Origin of the sequence: Ligilactobacillus apodemi DSM 16634 = JCM 16172, assembly GCF_001434405.1 — a bacterium.
In the GTDB taxonomy this organism is placed as follows: Bacteria; Bacillota; Bacilli; order Lactobacillales; family Lactobacillaceae; genus Ligilactobacillus; species Ligilactobacillus apodemi.
On sequence record NZ_AZFT01000043.1, the window covers coordinates 45,929 to 63,060 of the forward strand.

Sequence of the window (17,132 nt, forward strand, 5' to 3'; positions counted from 1 at the left end):
TTTTTATGTACTTAGCGCTCAAAGAGATCAAACATGAGAAATTACGCTACTCTTTGATAATTTCGATGATCGTTTTGATCAGCTACTTAATTTTTATTTTGACTAGTTTAGCTCTTGGCTTAGCTCAACAAAATACTTCGGCGATCGAAAGTTGGAATTTTAAACAGATCATTTTAAATAAAGATTCTGATATTGCGTTACGCCAATCACTGCTCTCAGAAAAACAAGTTGAAGCACTAAAAATTGATAATAATAAGGAAGCATTGATCGGACAAGCTTCGATCGTTGCTAAATCAAGTGGCAAAGAAAATATCTCGGCTAATTTTATTGGCGTAAAAAAGGAGCAATTTCTCTACCGTGAATTAAAATTAAGTTCTGGCAAACTCCCAACGACTAGTCATGAAGTCGTGGTTGACTCATCTTTTGCAGATAAGGGCTATAAAATCGGTGACAAGATCTATTTTAATTCGCTCAAAACACCATATAAAATCACAGGCTTTGTTAAAAATGCCAAACTAAGTGTCGCCCCAGTCGTTTATGGCCTACTTTCTGCTTGGCCGGAATTAAAGAGCGTTACCCCTAATTTTGTTGCTAGTGCTCTTATTACTAAGAACAATAACTATTCTGTTCCTAGCTCTGAATTAGGAAGTTATTCAAAACAAACTTTGATCGATAATCTTCCTGGCTATAGTGCCCAAAATAAGACCTTTACTTTTATGATTGCCTTTTTAATGGTCATTTCTTTGATCGTGATCGCTGTCTTTTTATACATTATCACGATTCAAAAATTACCTAACTTTGCTGTTTTACGAGTCCAAGGTATTTCCAACAAGTTTTTGATCAAAAATACGATCAATCAGTCTTTGATCTTAGTCATCAGTGGCTTAGCAATCGGTGCGCTCTTGGCTATGATCACCGCGATCGCCATTCCAAATAGCGTGCCAATGTCCTTTAACATTCCGTTACTTGGCTTAGTTTCGCTTGGTTTGATCATTACTTCGGTCTTAGGCTCACTCATTCCAGTTCAAACCATTTTACACATTGATCCGGTTAAAGCGATCAGTTAAATAAATAACGAAAGGAAGCTATTTTCATAGCGTGGTAAACAAAGATGGCCGTAATTGAATTTAAAAAAGTTAACAAACATTTTGGGACTGGTTCTGCTCGCGTTCATGTCTTAAAAGATATTGATTTTTCAGCTAATGCGGGCGAATTTGTTTTAATCTTAGGTCCCTCTGGTTCAGGTAAAAGCACCTTTTTGACAATTGCCGGTAATATTTTATCGCCTACTAACGGGCAAGTTTTTATCAACGGAAAAGATATCAGTACTTATTCCACTAAGGAACGTGAAAGTCTGCGTTTGACGGACTTAGGCTTTGTTTTACAATCACACAACCTTGTTCCTTATCTCACAGTTAAAGAACAATTTGAACTAGCCGACAAGGTCAAAAAATCAGGAAATCTGACCCCCGATAACTTGACTGGGCTACTTGAGCAATTAGAAATCAGCGAACTCATTAAAAAGTATCCCGAACAACTCTCTGGCGGACAAAGCCAACGCGTTGCGATCGCACGAGCTTTATATACTGATCCTCAAATCGTCTTAGCCGATGAACCGACTGCTGCCTTAGACAGTAAGCGAGTTAAGGTCGTTGGTGAAATTCTACATCATCTCGCTAAATCACAAAATAAAGCCGTTATTGCGGTAACTCATGATCTCCGCTTAGTTGAACAAGCAGATAAAATATATGAATTAAACGATGGCAAATTAACGCTTAAAAATTAACACAAAAAATAATCCTTAGCATGCATGAAATGTCTCACAATTATGAGGCACTTCACTTGCTAAGGATTATTTTTTAGTTATTAACGAGTTGAATAGTTAGGAGCTTCTTTGGTGATTTGAACATCATGTGGGTGTGATTCACGTAAACCAGCACCTGTGATGCGAACAAATTGTGCGTTGTCACCTAAATCTTTCAAATTAGCTGCCCCAACGTAACCCATACCGGCACGCAAACCGCCATCCATTTGATAGATAATATCAGCAACGCTACCTTTATAAGCTACGCGACCTTCGATACCTTCTGGCACAAGCTTGTTAGCTTCGTTGATCCCACTTTGGAAGTAACGATCAGAAGAGCCATGTGTTGAATCCATCGCACCTAGACTACCCATACCACGATATGTCTTAAAACGACGTCCTTCATAGATAATCGTTTCGCCTGGTGCTTCGTCTGTCCCGGCTAACATTGAACCTAACATAACGGCATTCCCACCAGCTGCAATAGCTTTTACGATTTCACCTGAATACTTGATCCCACCATCGGCAATGATCGACTTACCGTATTCACGTGCAACACCAGCTGCATCATAAATTGCAGTTAATTGTGGAACACCAACACCTGCAACCACACGAGTTGTACAGATCGAACCAGGTCCAATACCAACTTTAACAACATCGACCCCAACGTCAAACAAGGCGCGAGTAGCTTCTGCTGTAGCAACATTTCCGGCAATCAATGTTGCATCTGGGAAATGTTCACGGATTTCTTTGATCTTGCGAATAACACCTGCGGAATGACCGTGAGCTGTATCAATAACTAAAGCATCTGCGCCAGCATTTAAAAGTGCAGTCGCACGTTCAAAAGTATCACTTGTTACCCCAACAGCAGCAGCCACTAAGAGACGACCATGTTCATCTTTAGCAGCATGTGGGAATTCAACGACTTTTTCAATATCTTTGATCGTGATCAAACCAGTTAATTCACCGTTATCATTAATGATCGGTAATTTTTCGATCTTGTGTTGTTGCAAGATAGCTTCTGCTTTTTCTAAGGAAGTGCCTTCTGGTGCTGTGATCAAGTTAGTCTTAGACATTACTGTACCGATTTCTACGCTATGATCAGAAACAAAGCGAATATCACGGTTTGTAATGATTCCACAGAATTTACGGCTTTCCATTGATTCAACGATTGGCACACCGCTAATGCGATATTTAGCCATTAAAGCTTCTGCTTCAGCAACTGTATGAACTGGTGTTAAGAAGAATGGATCAATTATAACACCACTTTCTGAACGTTTTACTTTGTTAACTTCATCAGCTTGTTGTTCGATCGTCATATTTTTATGGATAACACCTAATCCACCTTGACGAGCCATGGCAATCGCCATCGAAGATTCAGTTACCGTATCCATCCCAGCACTGATGATTGGGATATTTAAATTTAGGTTTTTAGCAAGTTTTACACTTAAATCGACCTCATTAGGCAAAACATGGCTTTCTGCCGGTATTAATAATACGTCATCAAACGTTAATCCTTCTTTTGTAAACTTTGTATCCCAATTGGACATCGTAGACTCTCCTTTGTGATAAATATGATATTGTCTTATAATTTACAAAAAATTCTTTACAATTGCAAGTTTTTCTCGGGTTATTTTTTGGAAAAAATCTCTAATCTAATAAAATTTAATTTTAATATTCGGGATCTTCCCTAAGAGGTTTTAGTTTTTCAAGTAAATTTAACGGTAATGGCTGTTCAAATATTAAGTCCATCCCCACAACTTTTTTAACTTTCTTACCAGCAGCTAACTGCTCTTCTTTGACCGAATCAGGTGCGATCTTTGCTTGACCCACATAGTAAAATTCTGCCCCAAAAGCGTCACTTGGCTTGATAAAGAGCAGTAAACTAACTTGGGCCTGTCCCGCTGAATTTTTTGCTAACAAAGCTTTTACTTCTTGCGATGCAAGTGTCCGTGGACTTCTGGTATACCACCTGATCGCAGTATTATCGGTCAACACATTTTGATATCCATGACGTGTTGATGCTTTTTGATAAGTGATAAAGATCGGGCAAACTTCGCCCACGACCCGGTAGCCATAAAGGGGTGCGCTGATATCTTTATCAAAGTCAAGCAACCGACAGACATCTTTACGCGTATACTTTTGATAAAGCGTAAAGCGTTTCGTTGGCGCGTAATTCTGTGCCAGTAATAACCCAGTTTCCAAAACATCGGTCACGTATGCCTTAAAATCAGGAGCGCTTAAACAATCAGCTAGCTGTGGCGCCAATTGATAGTCATCACCAACTAAAATAAGCGGCTGCTTTCCATATGCTTCCGAGCGTAATTTTTTACCTGCCTTAACTGCAAAAAAGCTCAGCGTTAAAATATTTTCCACCGATGTTAAGACCGCTTGATCGACGTAACAATCATTTTCAAGTAATAATTCACAATACTTTTCCCGGGAAATACTACCATGCTTTACTAGTTGCTGTAGCAATAACAGCTCATGACGCCGCATCCCATTTAACAGTTCCTTCTCTAAAAAACTGATAACCTGATGCTCGTAGGAAGTAAATAATTTTTTACGTTCGACTTTTTCAACAAAATCAGCATAACTTGCCAGCTGTGAATTTTGCGTAAAAATCAGCGGATCAATTTGACTAAAGCGCATAAAATCTAGTAATTTAGGCATTCGTCCTAGTTTTTGTTTAAGCTTTTGGTATGCTTCACGCAAGTGTTTGAGCGCATCTAATTTTGTTTTTTGAATCCCTGCTAAGATCCGTTCATAAGCAATTTCTTCAAAGTTGATCGTTGATAATTCATAGACAACTTGTTGCTTTAAATCTGTCAACAGGCGATCTTTATTTAAAGAACGATCTGCCGTTAACACTTGCGGGATCAGATAGTTATTTTTATAATTTCCGATAAAATCTAAGATCAAAGTACTTTTCTTGTGCGGATATAACCTTAACCCCCGCCCTAACTGTTGGGCAAAAACGATACTTGACTGCGTATTGCGCAATAAAATGATCTGATCAACACACGGAATATCGATCCCTTCGTTAAAAATATCAACCGAGATCAAATATTTTAATTCGCCTTTTTCTAGCGCAGCCACTGCTTTCTTTCGTTGCGTGATACTAGTCTCATTTGTAAGGGCTAGGCTAGGATACCCCGCCTTAGTAAAGCTTTTTGCCAAGTCTTTTGCTTCTGCTTGGCGACTACAAAAAACTAAGCCACCGTTACTTTTGCCCCCATAATATGCGAGTTGTTTTAAAATGTGAGCTACGCGCTTAGGGGCTACTAAAGCCTGCAACGGAGCTTTTTCATCGATCATTTGACCTTCATATTCATAGTCAGTTACCCCAACATAGTCAAACGGACACAACATACCGGCTTGCAAAGCGTCACTTAAATTGATCTCATACGCTAAGTTGTAGTCAAAAGCTTGGTAAACGTTAAAATCATCCATCCGTTCCGGGGTAGCTGTCATCCCTAAACAAAACTTAGGTTCAAAGTGAGCCATGATCTTTTGATAGCTCTTTGCGCCAATATGATGAGCTTCATCAAATAAAATATAGTCAAATTCATCTTTAGCAAACTGCGCTAAAACTTCATCTTTGGCCATAGTTTGGATCGTCGCAAACAAATATTTCGCATTATCGTCCCGACTTTGTCCCGAGTAAATGCCATAGCTCCCTGGTCCGAGAACTTTTTGAAAACTCTGCTTAGCTTTTTCTAAGATCTGCCTTCGATGGACTAAATATAAAAAGCGTTTCGGACGGTAAGCTTTAACATCAAATGCCCCTAAATACGTTTTCCCCGTTCCGGTCGCAGAAACGATCAAACCTTTGGTAGTCTTATTTTTTCGCAACTCATGTAGTTCTTTTAAGGCAACTTGTTGCATCTGATTTGGCTTGATCTCATGTGTAGTAGGTGCTAAACGTGTTGCTGCGTTAGGTGCAAGATAATTTTTTTCATAATCAGTGATCCAAGCCGGCTCTAGTGGCTGTGCTTGGTGCATTATTTGCGTCAATATTTGCTGTATTTGTTGGGTAAATTCTGCATTATCAGCGCTAGATAAACGCAAATTAAATTCACAATTTTTTAATAAGGCATTCCGCGTAAAGTTTGAACTACCAATATAAGCGTTCTGATAACCATCGTGCCAAAAGAAATAACCCTTGGCGTGAAAGGCACCTTGCGCAACGATCTGCGTCTTTACATTGGGCAATTTCAATAGTTCTTTAAACATTTCTGGTGAATTAAATCCCAAATAATCTGAAGTTACGATCGTCCCCGTGACCCCTTTTTTGGCCAGCTGCACACAAATCGCCTTTAACGGAACTAACATGTCAGTCGTAATAAACGCTGGTGCTAACACAAAAGAAGTGCAACTTAGTAATTCTTGTTGTAAATACTCCCACACTGTTTCTTTGTTTTGATTCATTATCATTTTGGGACCATAGCTCTCATCGACTAAATACTTATCTTGATCGTATAATCCAGCTAAAACGGCCGCTTTTAATTCTTCACTCATCGTATTTCTCCAAATTCGTTTGGGCGATCAAACTTACCGCAGGCTTAGATGCCTCTAGCCAGTCAACATCCCATAATTCTTCTTTGGTAAGCCAACGGTATTCGCTAGCCGCCACGTGCTTAAGGTTAAACGTTTTTAGCCGCGTCCAAAAGAAATCAATTTCTAATGAACCATAAGGTGTCTGATAATGGCGCTTAACTTTTAAACGTTCTAAGATCTCAGCTTCATCACCGAGCTCTTCTAAAACTTCACGCTGGCATGCTTGCTTAGGCGTCTCATTTGCTTCGACCTTACCGCCAGGAAATTCCCAATATCCTCCGCCGATTCGTTCCGCTTTGCGCCGTGCTGCTAAAATTTTACCATCTTTAACGATCACACTAGCCGCTACTTTAAGCATAAACTCACCTTCACTTCCTAATTTTTATCCTTAGTTTAGCACGAGCTTGCCCGAAACAAAATAAGTGTGCATCTGTTATTGACACACACTTATTTTGCAATTATTCAGTTATTTACTCATCAGAGTCTGCAGTCTCTGTTTCAGTTGCTGACTGATGGGGGCTAACTTCAAGCCATTCAATGTAATTTCGGCTAAAGTCGATCACTTTAACATCAAACCCGCCTAAAGTAATGACAGTTCCTAATTCAACTTTATAATTTTCTAGCAGATAACCGGCAATTGTTACACTTTCAGCTTCTTGGAAATCTTTTGCTTGAAAATCAAAGTAACGTTGAAAATCATACAGCGTAGTTTTCCCAGAAACTTTATACGTACCATCATGGTTGTCCACAATATCTTCTTGAATCACATCATCGGCTTCATCACGTACCGTTCCAAAGAGCTCTTCATAAATATCTCTATCAGTCACGATCCCACTTGTCCCACCATATTCATCTAAAATGACTACGATCGGAGTTTGTTTTTGGACCATGCTTTGTAAGAGTTTTTGGATCGGCGTAACTTCTGGCACAGTGATGATCGTCCGCATCAATTTACTTACACGCACTGAATCATCGACTTGGGCTTGGCGAATCATATCATAGATATAAACGTACCCCAAGATCTTGTCCTTGTCATTATTAGCGACAACCGGAAAACGCGTATATTTTTTGTCCAAATATTTATTGATCACATCGCGGACAGAATCAGTAATATCAACGACTTCTAAACTAGTACGATCGACCATGATATCTTTAGCGACCTTATCATTAAATTCAAACGCCCGTTGCATGTAGACAAAGTCATCTTTATCGATTGCCCCACCAGTTACCGCATTACGTGAAATATTTAAAATTTCATTTTGTGATAAAACATCCTGTCCTTCCCCAGCTGGTTTTAACCCGATCAAACGTACGATCCCCGAAGCAGAAGCATTCAACAACCAAACAAACGGATAAAACGCAACGTGGAAATAATGGAGTGGCGTCACAATAAACATCATTACTTTTAGTGGCATATCGATACTGATATTTTTAGGAACGATCTCAGTCACGACCACTTCTAAATAAGTCAAGATCACGACCCCTAAAATTGCGCTAATAGCCACAGTTGTAGCATGATTGATCGGCATAAAACCTAAGACATCAGTTAAGATCTTGGTTAAAGTGTCTGCCCCGATCCACCCTAAAATGATCCCCGTAGTTGAGATCCCAACTTGAGTCGTTGAAAGATACTCATTCATATTTGAGACCATTTTTAAGGCTAATTTCAGTTTGCGCTGATTGCCCTTTCCAGCTTCAAGTGCACTTTCGATCGCACTTTTTCTAACTGAAACGATCGCAAATTCTGCAGCAACAAAAAAAGCCGCAAAGTAAAAAACAATTAAGATGATGATCAGATTGGTTAACGCCTGACCACTAGACATATAGCTCCATCCCCATTTCAAAAATAATTTGCTACCCTAATAATATCATTTTTTTAGCAGAAAACGAAATCAGATCCAAAATTTGCTCGCAAAAAAGTACCCGGCAAATACCGAGTACTTTTAAGCTTATTTAGTTGAGGCAACCGGAATAACAGCTCCGTCAAATTCTTTTTCGATCCATTTTTGTGTTGACTTGGAACGAAGAACTTTTACTAAAGCTTTGATAGCCTTGTTGTTCTTTTCGTCTTTGCGGATCGCAATAATATTTGCGTATGCCGACGTTTTCTTTTCAAGTGCGATCGCTGTCTTAGTTGGGTTGATCCCTGCTTGAACAGCGTAGTTAGCGTTGATCACAACTGCATCAGCTTCATTTGCTTCGTAAAGTTTAGGCATCAATTTAGCTTCAAAAGTATGCTTAAATGTGATGTTTTTCTTATTTGTCTTGATGTCATCAAAGGTTGCATTGGTTAAATCTGTACCCTTTTTCAAGGTGATCAAGCCTGCATCTTTAAAGATCTGTAAAACACGTCCATAGTCAGCTGTGTTGCTTGAAACGTAGACTGTCGCATTTTTTGGTAAACTTTTTAGACTCTTATATTTTTTCGAGTAGACCCCGATCGGTTCCAAGTGGATCGCACCAGCATTGATCAAAGTCCCGTTATTTTTTTCATTCCAATTTTTCAAAAATGGTTCATGTTGAAAGTAGTTAGCATCAATTTCTTTATTAGCTAAAGCTTTGTTAGGTAAAATATAGTCGCTAAAAACCTTAATTTTTAAGTTGATCCCTTGTTTCTTTAACTCTGGCTTAACATGTTCCAAAATCTTAGCGTGTGGGGAAGATGAAGCACCAACGGTCAATGTTGTAGCGGCCTGTGCGCTTTGTGTTCCCCCAATAAAAATTGCTACTGCTGCAAGAGCAGCCCCTAATACCTTTTTAAATCCTTTTTTCATGATAAACTCCTCCTTTTTATAATCTATCTTTTATCGATCTTACGAACTGAAAAATCACCAATATATTGGAAAATAAAGACAATGATCACAATCACCGCTGTGGCTACTAAAGTGATCGCATTGTTATACGATTGGAAACCATCAGTATAAGCCAATTGACCTAAACCACCGGCACCGATCGCACCAGCCATAGCAGTATATCCGATCAAAGAAATCGCCGTAACTGTAAGACCTGAAACTAAAGCGGGCAAACTTTCTGGAATCAAAACTTTATACACGATCTGCCATTTAGTTGCCCCCATTGCATCGGCCGCTTCGATCACACCACCGTCAACTTCGTGAAAAGCAATTTCTACTAAACGCGCATAAAACGGTGCCGCTGAAATAACTAATGATGGGATCGCTGCTTTAGCCCCAGTGATTGCTCCGACAAGCACCTGGGTGACTGGTAAAAGCAAGACGATCAAAATAATAAACGGAATTGAACGAAAGACATTCACAAATAATGCTACGATCCAGTTTAAAACTTTGACAGCTGGTTTATTACTTCCAGCTGTTTCGTATAATAATAACCCGAGTAATAACCCTAAGACAGCTACGATCGCAACTGAGACAACAGTCATCCAAATCGTTTCCCACGTTGCTTCCCACATATTAGGCCAGTTAACATCACTAAATCTAAAATATGATGACAATCCTTGACTATCCATGTTCGATCACCTTCGCTTCCACTTGAAGTTCATTTAAAAATTCTAAGGCTGCTTGGACCTTTTGCTCAGTTCCATTCAATTGAACAAAAAGCGAGCCTAAAGTACCCTTATCAGCTAATTGATGGATCGAACCTTCCAAAATACTGATTTCTAATTCTGGGAAATTCTTACTTAATTCATTAATGACTGGACGTTCTACTTGTTGACCACTAAATCTCAACTCAACTAACTTGCCAGTTGGATTTTTTTGCAATAACTTTTGAGCAATTTGTTTAACATCTGTTGTTTGGGGTAATTCAACTTCAGAACTAACAAAGCGCTTAGTCAATTCCTCTTGTGGGTGGGTAAAGACTTCTGAAACAGGTCCTTGTTCGATCACACGCCCATTTTCCATTACCGCTACTCGATCGGCTAAGCGCCGGATAACGTGCATTTCGTGGGTAATGATTACGATCGTCAAATCGAGTTTTTGATTGATCTCGTCTAACAGATCTAAAACTTCATCAGTCGTTTGCGGATCTAAAGCACTAGTTGCTTCATCTGAAATCAAAATATCCGGATCATTAGCTAACGCTCTAGCAATCCCCACTCTTTGCTTTTGACCGCCAGAAAGTTGGGAAGGATAAGCATTGATCCGTTCACCCAAACCAACTAATTCAGCCAAGTGCTTTGCTTTTGTTTCGCGTTCTGCTTTAGGCATGCCGATCAATTCGAGCGGAAATTCGATATTTTCTAACACCGTTCGTGACCATAATAAGTTAAAGTGTTGGAAAATGATCCCGATTTTTTTCCGTTGTTCACGTAAATCTTTGCCCTTTAAAGTATCAATTCGGACATCATTGATGATCACTTCACCGCTTGTTGGTGTTTCTAGACCATTCAACATTCGAACTAAGGTACTCTTACCAGCGCCTGAAAAACCGACGATCCCAAAAATTTCGCCTGCATCGACCGTTAGTTCAACATTTTTAACGGCCTCGACTTTTCCATTGGCTGTTTCAAACGTCTTTGAAACGTTCTTTAATTCAATCATCTGATCACTACTTTCTCATTCGTTAATTTTTCAATTTAGGGCAAAAAAAAAGCTTCCATCCCTAAAAGGACGAAAACTCGCGGTACCACCTTATTTTTCTATTTTTTCGCAAAAATAGACTCATCAACTACTAACGTGACGTCAGTAGTCTCAAATTATATCGCATTAAAACGGACCGCAAGCTTGCACCAACGATCAGACTCCGAGCTCATCTTCATTTTTCCTTTCGATCTCCCTTTTCAGCAACCGAGAGTCTCTGTCTATCTACTCCGAAAAACTACTCTTCTCATCAACATCTTTTAGGTATTAAATTCTTGTTGTCTTGATATTATCCTTAATTGTCTCATTTGTCAATAATTTTTTTAATTTTATTCATTAATAAACTTTGATATTCGCTTTCATTTGTTGATATATCTAGCTTTTAGCCCGACGATAAAATTTACATTCCATTAGAAACGCCGAATAAAAAACTCATAAAAAAAGGGCTTGCACTTGGCAAACACCCTTTTATGCTATTTTGTTGTTACTTTTTGAGCAATATTTTCTTTTATTTGTTTTAAACTTTCTGCCACCGCAACTACAACAGCATCTTGACCTTCGCCGTTGACAAAATCAGTTGCAGGACAAATTTGCATAATGTGAAGCCCAGATGCATTTAAATCAGGTGAAACGACCACTAAATAAATATTTACTGGTACTTCAGCAGTTAAATCATCAAAAAAATTAGCTACACGATTGATATTTTCAAAAGGTAAATTGATTATCCCCGTTTCTAACCTTACATAAATGGGATCATCACTACCTTCGATCGCTAATTCAGCTTGTTCAAGTTTCTCTTGTTGTAAGGCGTCGACCATTTTCTCCATTACTGGAGCTAAACTATCGGCAATCCCAAATTCTTCTACTTGGTCAAGCGTTGCTAAAATCGAATCGCGATTAAATTTTTCTTCAGTGATCTCATCAATAAAATCACTAACTTTGACTTTCATAATTTCACACCCCAATTTAAGCTTAGTGCTCATTCTACACAAAAATCAGTTAAATTACAAAAATTAAATGATGATTTTAGAGATTTTTATCCATATCAAAGGTTAATTTAGATAATTCAAGCCCACTCGTTACGCAATTTGCGATTGATTGCATCGTTTCTTCACGCATCCGATTTGAAAGTGCATAATTTTGTTGCGTTAAATAGTTCGTCAAGTTTTCGCCTGTTAGATCTTTAGCAGTTTGGTCGATCTTGGCAATCATTTGATGCAAAATCTGCGTTGTTTTCGTTAAATAATCACGGTTGGGTTGCACAAAGTGAGCATAATGTGATTCAACTAACATCGACAAGGTCCGATACATCCAATAAGCACTCTTGATATCATAATTTAACGGGGTATTGCTCCAGGTCGGGTCAGTATCGTTTGCATTAGTATAAAATGGCACATATGGAGTAAACGATGGGACCCCAAAGCACAACCACATTAACGCTGCATGTTCTGGGGCAACATCATTTCTGATTTGTAAGACATGCGAATTTTGCGTACGGTTAAGTGAAATTGGTCTAAATCTAACTTTATCTTCTTCACTTCCATGACCTAATGGATCATATTTGGTCTCATTGTAATGTGAGCCTAAAACGTATGTAAGATCTTCAATTTTTAATAACCGATCAGCACAACAAATAAATGGTAAGTCGCTAGATTGTGGATCTTGTTTAACATCTGGGGTAAAGTAACGTTGGCCATACCAAACACGGGGCGTATTATAGTGACGATCTTTTTCAGTATCGGTCCCAAAAATCTTTCTAAAATTAAAGGTCGTTGGATCCGGGTTCAAATGATATTGCGCCACAAATTCTTGTAAGCCTTCGGACCACATGTAATTTTTCGGATCATTAAAGTCAATATAGTCTTGTGCTACTTGATTAGCTGCGATCGCATAAGCATCATCAGGAATTCTAGTTGCAGCCCAATGATGACCAGTAACGATCTCCATATACCAAACTTCATCTTTATCAGAAAATAATACCCCATTACCTTCCGGTGAGCCGTATTCTTTGATCAAATTTCCAAGATATTCGACCCCATGGCGTGCCGAATCGATAAATGGTGCTACTAATGACTGCAACGAATCTTCGGCTAGCCCATTTTCGATAAAAGGATCATGTGCCAAAGCCAAGGGATTACCGTAAACGGATTCTGTTGCTGACATCGCCACATTTTTTTCATTGATGGAACTTTCACCAAAATAACCTAAGTGAGTCTCGTCTACGTTAGGGGTCATTGTTGTCCGATAACCATTAGCTGGCAACAAAGCAGAGAACCCATTTTGATTTGAGTTCCAAAACTCGTCGCGCCCACTAACAGCTGGTTGCATTACAAAACGTTGTGGTGTCAATGGCAAAAAAGTATCATCATTACGTGCAATCATCGTCGAACCATCGATCGTGGCTTTTTTTCCCACGAGAATCGTCGTACATGCTTGTTCGTTCATTTCTATCAAGTCCTTTCGACAATTACTTTCAGTTTACTCTTTAAATTTCCTTAATTCCACTCTTAAGGCTTTCCATTAGGGAACTGTTACTTGTATAATGGAGGTAATGTTAAATAATCAAAAGGATGGACAATTTCACCATGAAATTTTTTAAGAAACATAAATTTCGCTACGTCTTATTACTCCTTGTTATTTGTTGCGGAGGTTTTTTAGTTTATACTGAACACATTGAAAGCAAATCCTCAACTGCAGCAAAAAGCACTACTACTTCAACTACTAGTGCTTCAACTTCGAGCTCTACTAAATCGACAACAACTACTAAAACTTCGACACTTAGAACACCGATCGATTGGACCAAGTCATCAGAAACTAAACCATATCCTGATTTGGATAAAGTTTCTGACTTCTGGGTCAAAGTTGATCTTAAGAAAAACAGAACTTACTTGATGTCAGGCAACACTGTGATCTACACAATGTATTCTTCCGGTGGTGCTTATCACAAAAATAAAGAAACTGGTAAATATGAAAGCTATACTCCAACGGGAACTTTTTATATTGAAGCCGAACGGGGCGATTCTTTCTACAATGCTAGTTTGAATGAAGGAGCAAATAACTGGGTCTCTTGGAAAGATCACGGGGTTTATCTCTTCCATTCAGTCCCAACCGACGCTTCTGGTAACTATAACTTGACCGAAGCTAAAAAGCTCGGTAAAAAAGCAGCTTCACATGGCTGTATTCGCCTAAGCGTCCCTGATTCCAAATGGATGTGTGAAAATCTAAAAACAGGTACAAAAGTTGTGATCGAAGGTTAACTTCAGCAACAACATAAATAAGGGCGTGGTCGCTAATATAACGGCCACGCCCTATTTTTATCTTAATCTTTCATTGTCTCCCACGGATCATCTTTTTGACCCGAACCTTGAATAATAACTTGTGTCCCTTTTGGCAGATTTTCCATGATCCATTTAGCATCGGAAACCGATAAGCGGATGCTACCATACGCATTGACATTTTTCTTTTTGGTGACCTTTTGTCCTAATAATTTAGCTTGACTCAAGATCACATTACCATCCTCGCTAAACGGTACTGATTCAAAGCGATAAGCCCCATTGCCTAAAAATGAGGTCCAATACTTAGCACCATAACCCTTAGTTGCATCATAGTAACTGTCGCCCCGTTTGGCTTGAAGTTTAAACGTGCCAACGGGAGTTTCTTGGTAATTTTTTGTACCTTCATAATTTTTGGCCATTGAAGCATACATCGTATATAACGTGTATGGTCCTTGACGTACATAAACTCTTTGTTTATCTTGTGAAACTAAGAGCCAGATCTTTGTTGCTTTATTTTTAGATTTAACTGCTTTAGAAACATCTGGATAGGCTAATAATTCCGATGGTTTTTCCCATGAGATCGGGACTTGCATATTTTTCTTTTGCTCAGCTAATAATGCTTTTTGTTTTGCTTTTTGCGCTTTATCTAACTTAGCTTGTTTTGCCATCTTTTGTTCATTTTTCACTTCTGCGCGATGGACATGAAACGCACTATAACCGACTAATCCCACTAAACATAGCGCTACTAGCCAGTGGATCCATTTTGATTTTTTCATTTTTATCGGGTGACCCTTTCTTACTGATTCGTACTATCTTAATATACGGATGACCACTTAGAATGTCAATGAAACTCAACGTTCTAATTGAATATTTTCCACATTGAATATTTTGTCGATCCAACCTTGGTAAAAGCTTTCTTCGTGCGTGACAAGCAAAACATTTCCCGGGAAATCTATTAGCGCTTTTTTCAATGCTACCTTAGTCTCATCATCTAAATGGTTTGTTGGTTCATCTAAAATCAAAAAGTTACTTGGCTTTAATTCTAACAAGCATAATTTGACTTTAGTTTGTTCGCCCCCACTTAAAAGTTCCATTGGTTTTAAAGTGTTAGCAGCATTGATTCCTGCCCGGGCTAATCTCTGACGGATCGTTTTAGGCTCAAGTTTAGGATAAGCAGCCTGTAACACTTGTAAGGGCGTCATCTGCGGATCGTCCCAAACTAATTCTTGAGTGAAATAATTGATCACTGCTGCATCGACAAACTGAGCTGTCCCACCAAATGTCTTGATCTCGCCTAAAATCGATTTGAGTAACGTTGACTTACCAATCCCGTTAAATCCCTTTAACACAACTTTTTCACCGTGACTCATCGAAAACGTGACCGGTTGCAATAACGGGCGTTGATAACCGATCGACAATTTTTTTACCCGTAATGTTGCACTGGATAGTAACTCTAAATAAGGAAAAGAAAAATGTGCTTGTAAATTATCACTTGGCGGGGTCAAACGGACGAGTTTATCAAGTCTTTTTTGCCGTGACTTGGCCATCGCAGCACGTGTTCCGGCCTTATTTTTACGGATATAGGCTTCATCTTTTTCGATCTGGCGCCGTTGTTTTTCATAGGCTTTAAGTTGCACTTCTTTTTTGACTTCTTTTTGCTTGATCGCAGCTTTAAAACTCCCAGTATATTTGGTTATTTTACCAAAAGATATATCGGCGATCGTATTAGTGATATTTTCTAAAAAATCATAATCATGCGAAATTACCATAAAACACCCGGGAAAATCATTTAAATAATCCGTTAACCACTCGATATGTGCTACATCTAAATAGTTCGTAGGTTCATCTAACAATAAAACATCTGGTCGTTCTAATAAAAGCTTGGCTAAAATGATCTTGGATCTTTGTCCCCCTGAACACTGGCTAACTTTTCGTTCTTTGCCTAACGCATCGATCCCTAACCCTGTCATAACTTGATCGATCTTGACTTCCAAATTATAAAAATCAGCAGCTTCTAAAATTTCTTGGTATTTTCCTGCTTTATCTAATAAATTTTCATCCAGGGTTTGCGCATATTTCTCATAACATGCGGCTTGCTTTTTTTCAATTTCATATAGTTCTTGAAATGCACTTTGTAAAAAAGCACCGATCGTTAATTCGTGAGCAGATTCTGCATATTGATCTAAATAGCCGATCTTTTTGCCCCGCTGCCATTTGATCTGACCTTCATCAGGTAAGATCTGACCAGTGATCAATCTGATCAAAGTCGATTTACCAGCCCCATTTTGCCCGATGACACCTAGGTGGTCTTCTTTATTTAAAGCAAACGATGCCTTGTCATAGAGTTGCTTATCAGCAAAACTCATTGAGAGATCTGTCACTTCTAAAATACTCATTTTGATCCATTCTTTCTACGTAAAAATACTTCGTTAAGTATACCACACCCCTAACTTTTACATAACTTCCTAGATTTAACCTTGAAATTCATCTTATTTTTCGCTAGAATATAAAGATGCATGAGTAATGAAGGGAGGGACTACCATGTCACAAAATACACACGTAGGCGTTGGTAACGACCGCCGCCCAGTTAACAACAAAAACGTTAAGAAGCGTCGTGCAGAACACCAAGCTGTTTTAAACTTCTTAAAAGAACGTGAAGAAGCTGACAAAGCTGCTAAATAAGCGAGCCCACATGACAATCACTAGTGGAGCTCTGACCAGATTATCGTGACTGCAAGATCACTCGCGAGGTCTGCTGATAACCTGGGAAAAGTTCAATTAATTGAATATAAATAGCTCCACATGGGCCACTGTCAGGTGTGCACATGTGGATTTATTTTGCTCTTTTTTATTTTTTACATAAAATTTACTTACAGATAATTTCTTTTTAACAATGACTTGTGATACGATAACCGTGTAATCAACTAAATCACATTC

15 protein-coding genes are annotated in these 17,132 nt (G+C 38.7%); 4 read left to right on the forward strand and 11 right to left on the reverse strand.

Annotated elements, in window-relative coordinates:
• Positions 1 to 5: 5 nt before the first annotated feature.
• On the forward strand, positions 6 to 1,067 hold the full coding sequence (locus tag FC32_RS03525; RefSeq protein ID WP_056957264.1) for an ABC transporter permease: 1,062 nt from the start codon (positions 6 to 8) through the stop codon (positions 1,065 to 1,067).
• A gap of 44 nt (positions 1,068 to 1,111) precedes the next feature.
• The gene (locus FC32_RS03530; RefSeq protein WP_025087531.1) at positions 1,112 to 1,786 is read left to right on the forward strand and encodes an ABC transporter ATP-binding protein; all 675 of its coding nucleotides are present in this window, start codon (positions 1,112 to 1,114) and stop codon (positions 1,784 to 1,786) included.
• An 80-nt stretch (positions 1,787 to 1,866) separates the two neighbouring features.
• On the opposite strand, the gene guaB is transcribed toward FC32_RS03530, so the two are convergent.
• The 9 genes from guaB to FC32_RS03575 all read right to left on the reverse strand — a co-directional run bounded on the left by guaB (position 1,867) and on the right by FC32_RS03575 (position 13,365).
• Positions 1,867 to 3,354 carry an IMP dehydrogenase gene (guaB, locus tag FC32_RS03535; RefSeq protein ID WP_056957265.1) on the reverse strand — a complete coding sequence of 496 codons (1,488 nt, stop codon included), beginning with the start codon at positions 3,352 to 3,354 and terminating at the stop codon, positions 1,867 to 1,869.
• Positions 3,355 to 3,475: 121 nt separating this feature from the next.
• Positions 3,476 to 6,325 (reverse strand): DEAD/DEAH box helicase, encoded by a 2,850-nt coding sequence (locus tag FC32_RS03540; RefSeq protein WP_025087530.1) that lies wholly within the window; start codon positions 6,323 to 6,325, stop codon positions 3,476 to 3,478.
• Positions 6,318 to 6,722: a (deoxy)nucleoside triphosphate pyrophosphohydrolase gene (locus FC32_RS03545; RefSeq protein WP_025087529.1), complete on the reverse strand. Its 405-nt coding sequence runs from the start codon at positions 6,720 to 6,722 to the stop codon at positions 6,318 to 6,320. The genes FC32_RS03540 and FC32_RS03545 overlap by 8 nt, the downstream gene beginning before the upstream one ends.
• A 112-nt stretch (positions 6,723 to 6,834) precedes the next feature.
• A complete protein-coding gene (locus FC32_RS03550; RefSeq protein WP_025087528.1) occupies positions 6,835 to 8,187 on the reverse strand; it encodes a hemolysin family protein in 1,353 nt (450 codons plus the stop codon).
• A gap of 126 nt (positions 8,188 to 8,313) precedes the next feature.
• Positions 8,314 to 9,138 carry a MetQ/NlpA family ABC transporter substrate-binding protein gene (locus FC32_RS03555; RefSeq protein ID WP_025087527.1) on the reverse strand — a complete coding sequence of 275 codons (825 nt, stop codon included), beginning with the start codon at positions 9,136 to 9,138 and terminating at the stop codon, positions 8,314 to 8,316.
• A gap of 23 nt (positions 9,139 to 9,161) precedes the next feature.
• Positions 9,162 to 9,848: a methionine ABC transporter permease gene (locus tag FC32_RS03560; protein ID WP_025087526.1), complete on the reverse strand. Its 687-nt coding sequence runs from the start codon at positions 9,846 to 9,848 to the stop codon at positions 9,162 to 9,164.
• Positions 9,841 to 10,881 carry a methionine ABC transporter ATP-binding protein gene (locus FC32_RS03565; RefSeq protein ID WP_025087525.1) on the reverse strand — a complete coding sequence of 347 codons (1,041 nt, stop codon included), beginning with the start codon at positions 10,879 to 10,881 and terminating at the stop codon, positions 9,841 to 9,843. Before FC32_RS03565 ends, FC32_RS03560 begins: the two co-directional genes overlap by 8 nt.
• A 512-nt stretch (positions 10,882 to 11,393) precedes the next feature.
• Positions 11,394 to 11,870, reverse strand: coding sequence for a hypothetical protein (locus FC32_RS03570; protein ID WP_025087524.1), 477 nt, complete (start codon positions 11,868 to 11,870; stop codon positions 11,394 to 11,396).
• A gap of 76 nt (positions 11,871 to 11,946) precedes the next feature.
• Positions 11,947 to 13,365, reverse strand: coding sequence for a C69 family dipeptidase (locus FC32_RS03575; protein WP_025087523.1), 1,419 nt, complete (start codon positions 13,363 to 13,365; stop codon positions 11,947 to 11,949).
• Between the two features lie 140 nt (positions 13,366 to 13,505).
• Between FC32_RS03575 and FC32_RS03580 the strand changes: the two genes are divergently transcribed.
• On the forward strand, positions 13,506 to 14,177 hold the full coding sequence (locus FC32_RS03580; protein WP_025087522.1) for a L,D-transpeptidase: 672 nt from the start codon (positions 13,506 to 13,508) through the stop codon (positions 14,175 to 14,177).
• Between the two features lie 62 nt (positions 14,178 to 14,239).
• Here FC32_RS03580 and FC32_RS03585 read toward each other — a convergent pair whose 3' ends face one another.
• Together FC32_RS03585 and FC32_RS03590 are read right to left on the reverse strand one after the other, a co-directional pair.
• Positions 14,240 to 14,971: a L,D-transpeptidase gene (locus FC32_RS03585; RefSeq protein ID WP_025087521.1), complete on the reverse strand. Its 732-nt coding sequence runs from the start codon at positions 14,969 to 14,971 to the stop codon at positions 14,240 to 14,242.
• A 75-nt stretch (positions 14,972 to 15,046) separates the two neighbouring features.
• On the reverse strand, positions 15,047 to 16,591 hold the full coding sequence (locus tag FC32_RS03590; RefSeq protein ID WP_025087520.1) for an ABC-F family ATP-binding cassette domain-containing protein: 1,545 nt from the start codon (positions 16,589 to 16,591) through the stop codon (positions 15,047 to 15,049).
• A gap of 145 nt (positions 16,592 to 16,736) precedes the next feature.
• On the opposite strand from FC32_RS03590, the gene FC32_RS10775 reads away from it, so the two are divergent.
• Positions 16,737 to 16,877 carry a hypothetical protein gene (locus FC32_RS10775; RefSeq protein WP_167330258.1) on the forward strand — a complete coding sequence of 47 codons (141 nt, stop codon included), beginning with the start codon at positions 16,737 to 16,739 and terminating at the stop codon, positions 16,875 to 16,877.
• Positions 16,878 to 17,132 lie beyond the last annotated feature (255 nt).

What these genes read in the sequence shown, in the direction of transcription:
- FC32_RS03555 (WP_025087527.1), bottom strand. Translation starts at nt 9,138, where the DNA reads ATGAAAAAAGGATTTAAAAAGGTATTAGGGGCTGCTCTTGCAGCAGTA.
- FC32_RS03580 (WP_025087522.1), top strand. Translation starts at nt 13,506, where the DNA reads ATGAAATTTTTTAAGAAACATAAATTTCGCTACGTCTTATTACTCCTT.
- FC32_RS03540 (WP_025087530.1), bottom strand. Translation starts at nt 6,325, where the DNA reads ATGAGTGAAGAATTAAAAGCGGCCGTTTTAGCTGGATTATACGATCAA.
- FC32_RS03550 (WP_025087528.1), bottom strand. Translation starts at nt 8,187, where the DNA reads ATGTCTAGTGGTCAGGCGTTAACCAATCTGATCATCATCTTAATTGTT.
- FC32_RS03590 (WP_025087520.1), bottom strand. Translation starts at nt 16,591, where the DNA reads ATGAGTATTTTAGAAGTGACAGATCTCTCAATGAGTTTTGCTGATAAG.
- FC32_RS10775 (WP_167330258.1), top strand. Translation starts at nt 16,737, where the DNA reads ATGTCACAAAATACACACGTAGGCGTTGGTAACGACCGCCGCCCAGTT.
- FC32_RS03575 (WP_025087523.1), bottom strand. Translation starts at nt 13,365, where the DNA reads ATGAACGAACAAGCATGTACGACGATTCTCGTGGGAAAAAAAGCCACG.
- FC32_RS03565 (WP_025087525.1), bottom strand. Translation starts at nt 10,881, where the DNA reads ATGATTGAATTAAAGAACGTTTCAAAGACGTTTGAAACAGCCAATGGA.
- FC32_RS03585 (WP_025087521.1), bottom strand. Translation starts at nt 14,971, where the DNA reads ATGAAAAAATCAAAATGGATCCACTGGCTAGTAGCGCTATGTTTAGTG.
- FC32_RS03570 (WP_025087524.1), bottom strand. Translation starts at nt 11,870, where the DNA reads ATGAAAGTCAAAGTTAGTGATTTTATTGATGAGATCACTGAAGAAAAA.
- FC32_RS03530 (WP_025087531.1), top strand. Translation starts at nt 1,112, where the DNA reads ATGGCCGTAATTGAATTTAAAAAAGTTAACAAACATTTTGGGACTGGT.
- FC32_RS03525 (WP_056957264.1), top strand. Translation starts at nt 6, where the DNA reads ATGTACTTAGCGCTCAAAGAGATCAAACATGAGAAATTACGCTACTCT.
- guaB (WP_056957265.1), bottom strand. Translation starts at nt 3,354, where the DNA reads ATGTCCAATTGGGATACAAAGTTTACAAAAGAAGGATTAACGTTTGAT.
- FC32_RS03545 (WP_025087529.1), bottom strand. Translation starts at nt 6,722, where the DNA reads ATGCTTAAAGTAGCGGCTAGTGTGATCGTTAAAGATGGTAAAATTTTA.
- FC32_RS03560 (WP_025087526.1), bottom strand. Translation starts at nt 9,848, where the DNA reads ATGGATAGTCAAGGATTGTCATCATATTTTAGATTTAGTGATGTTAAC.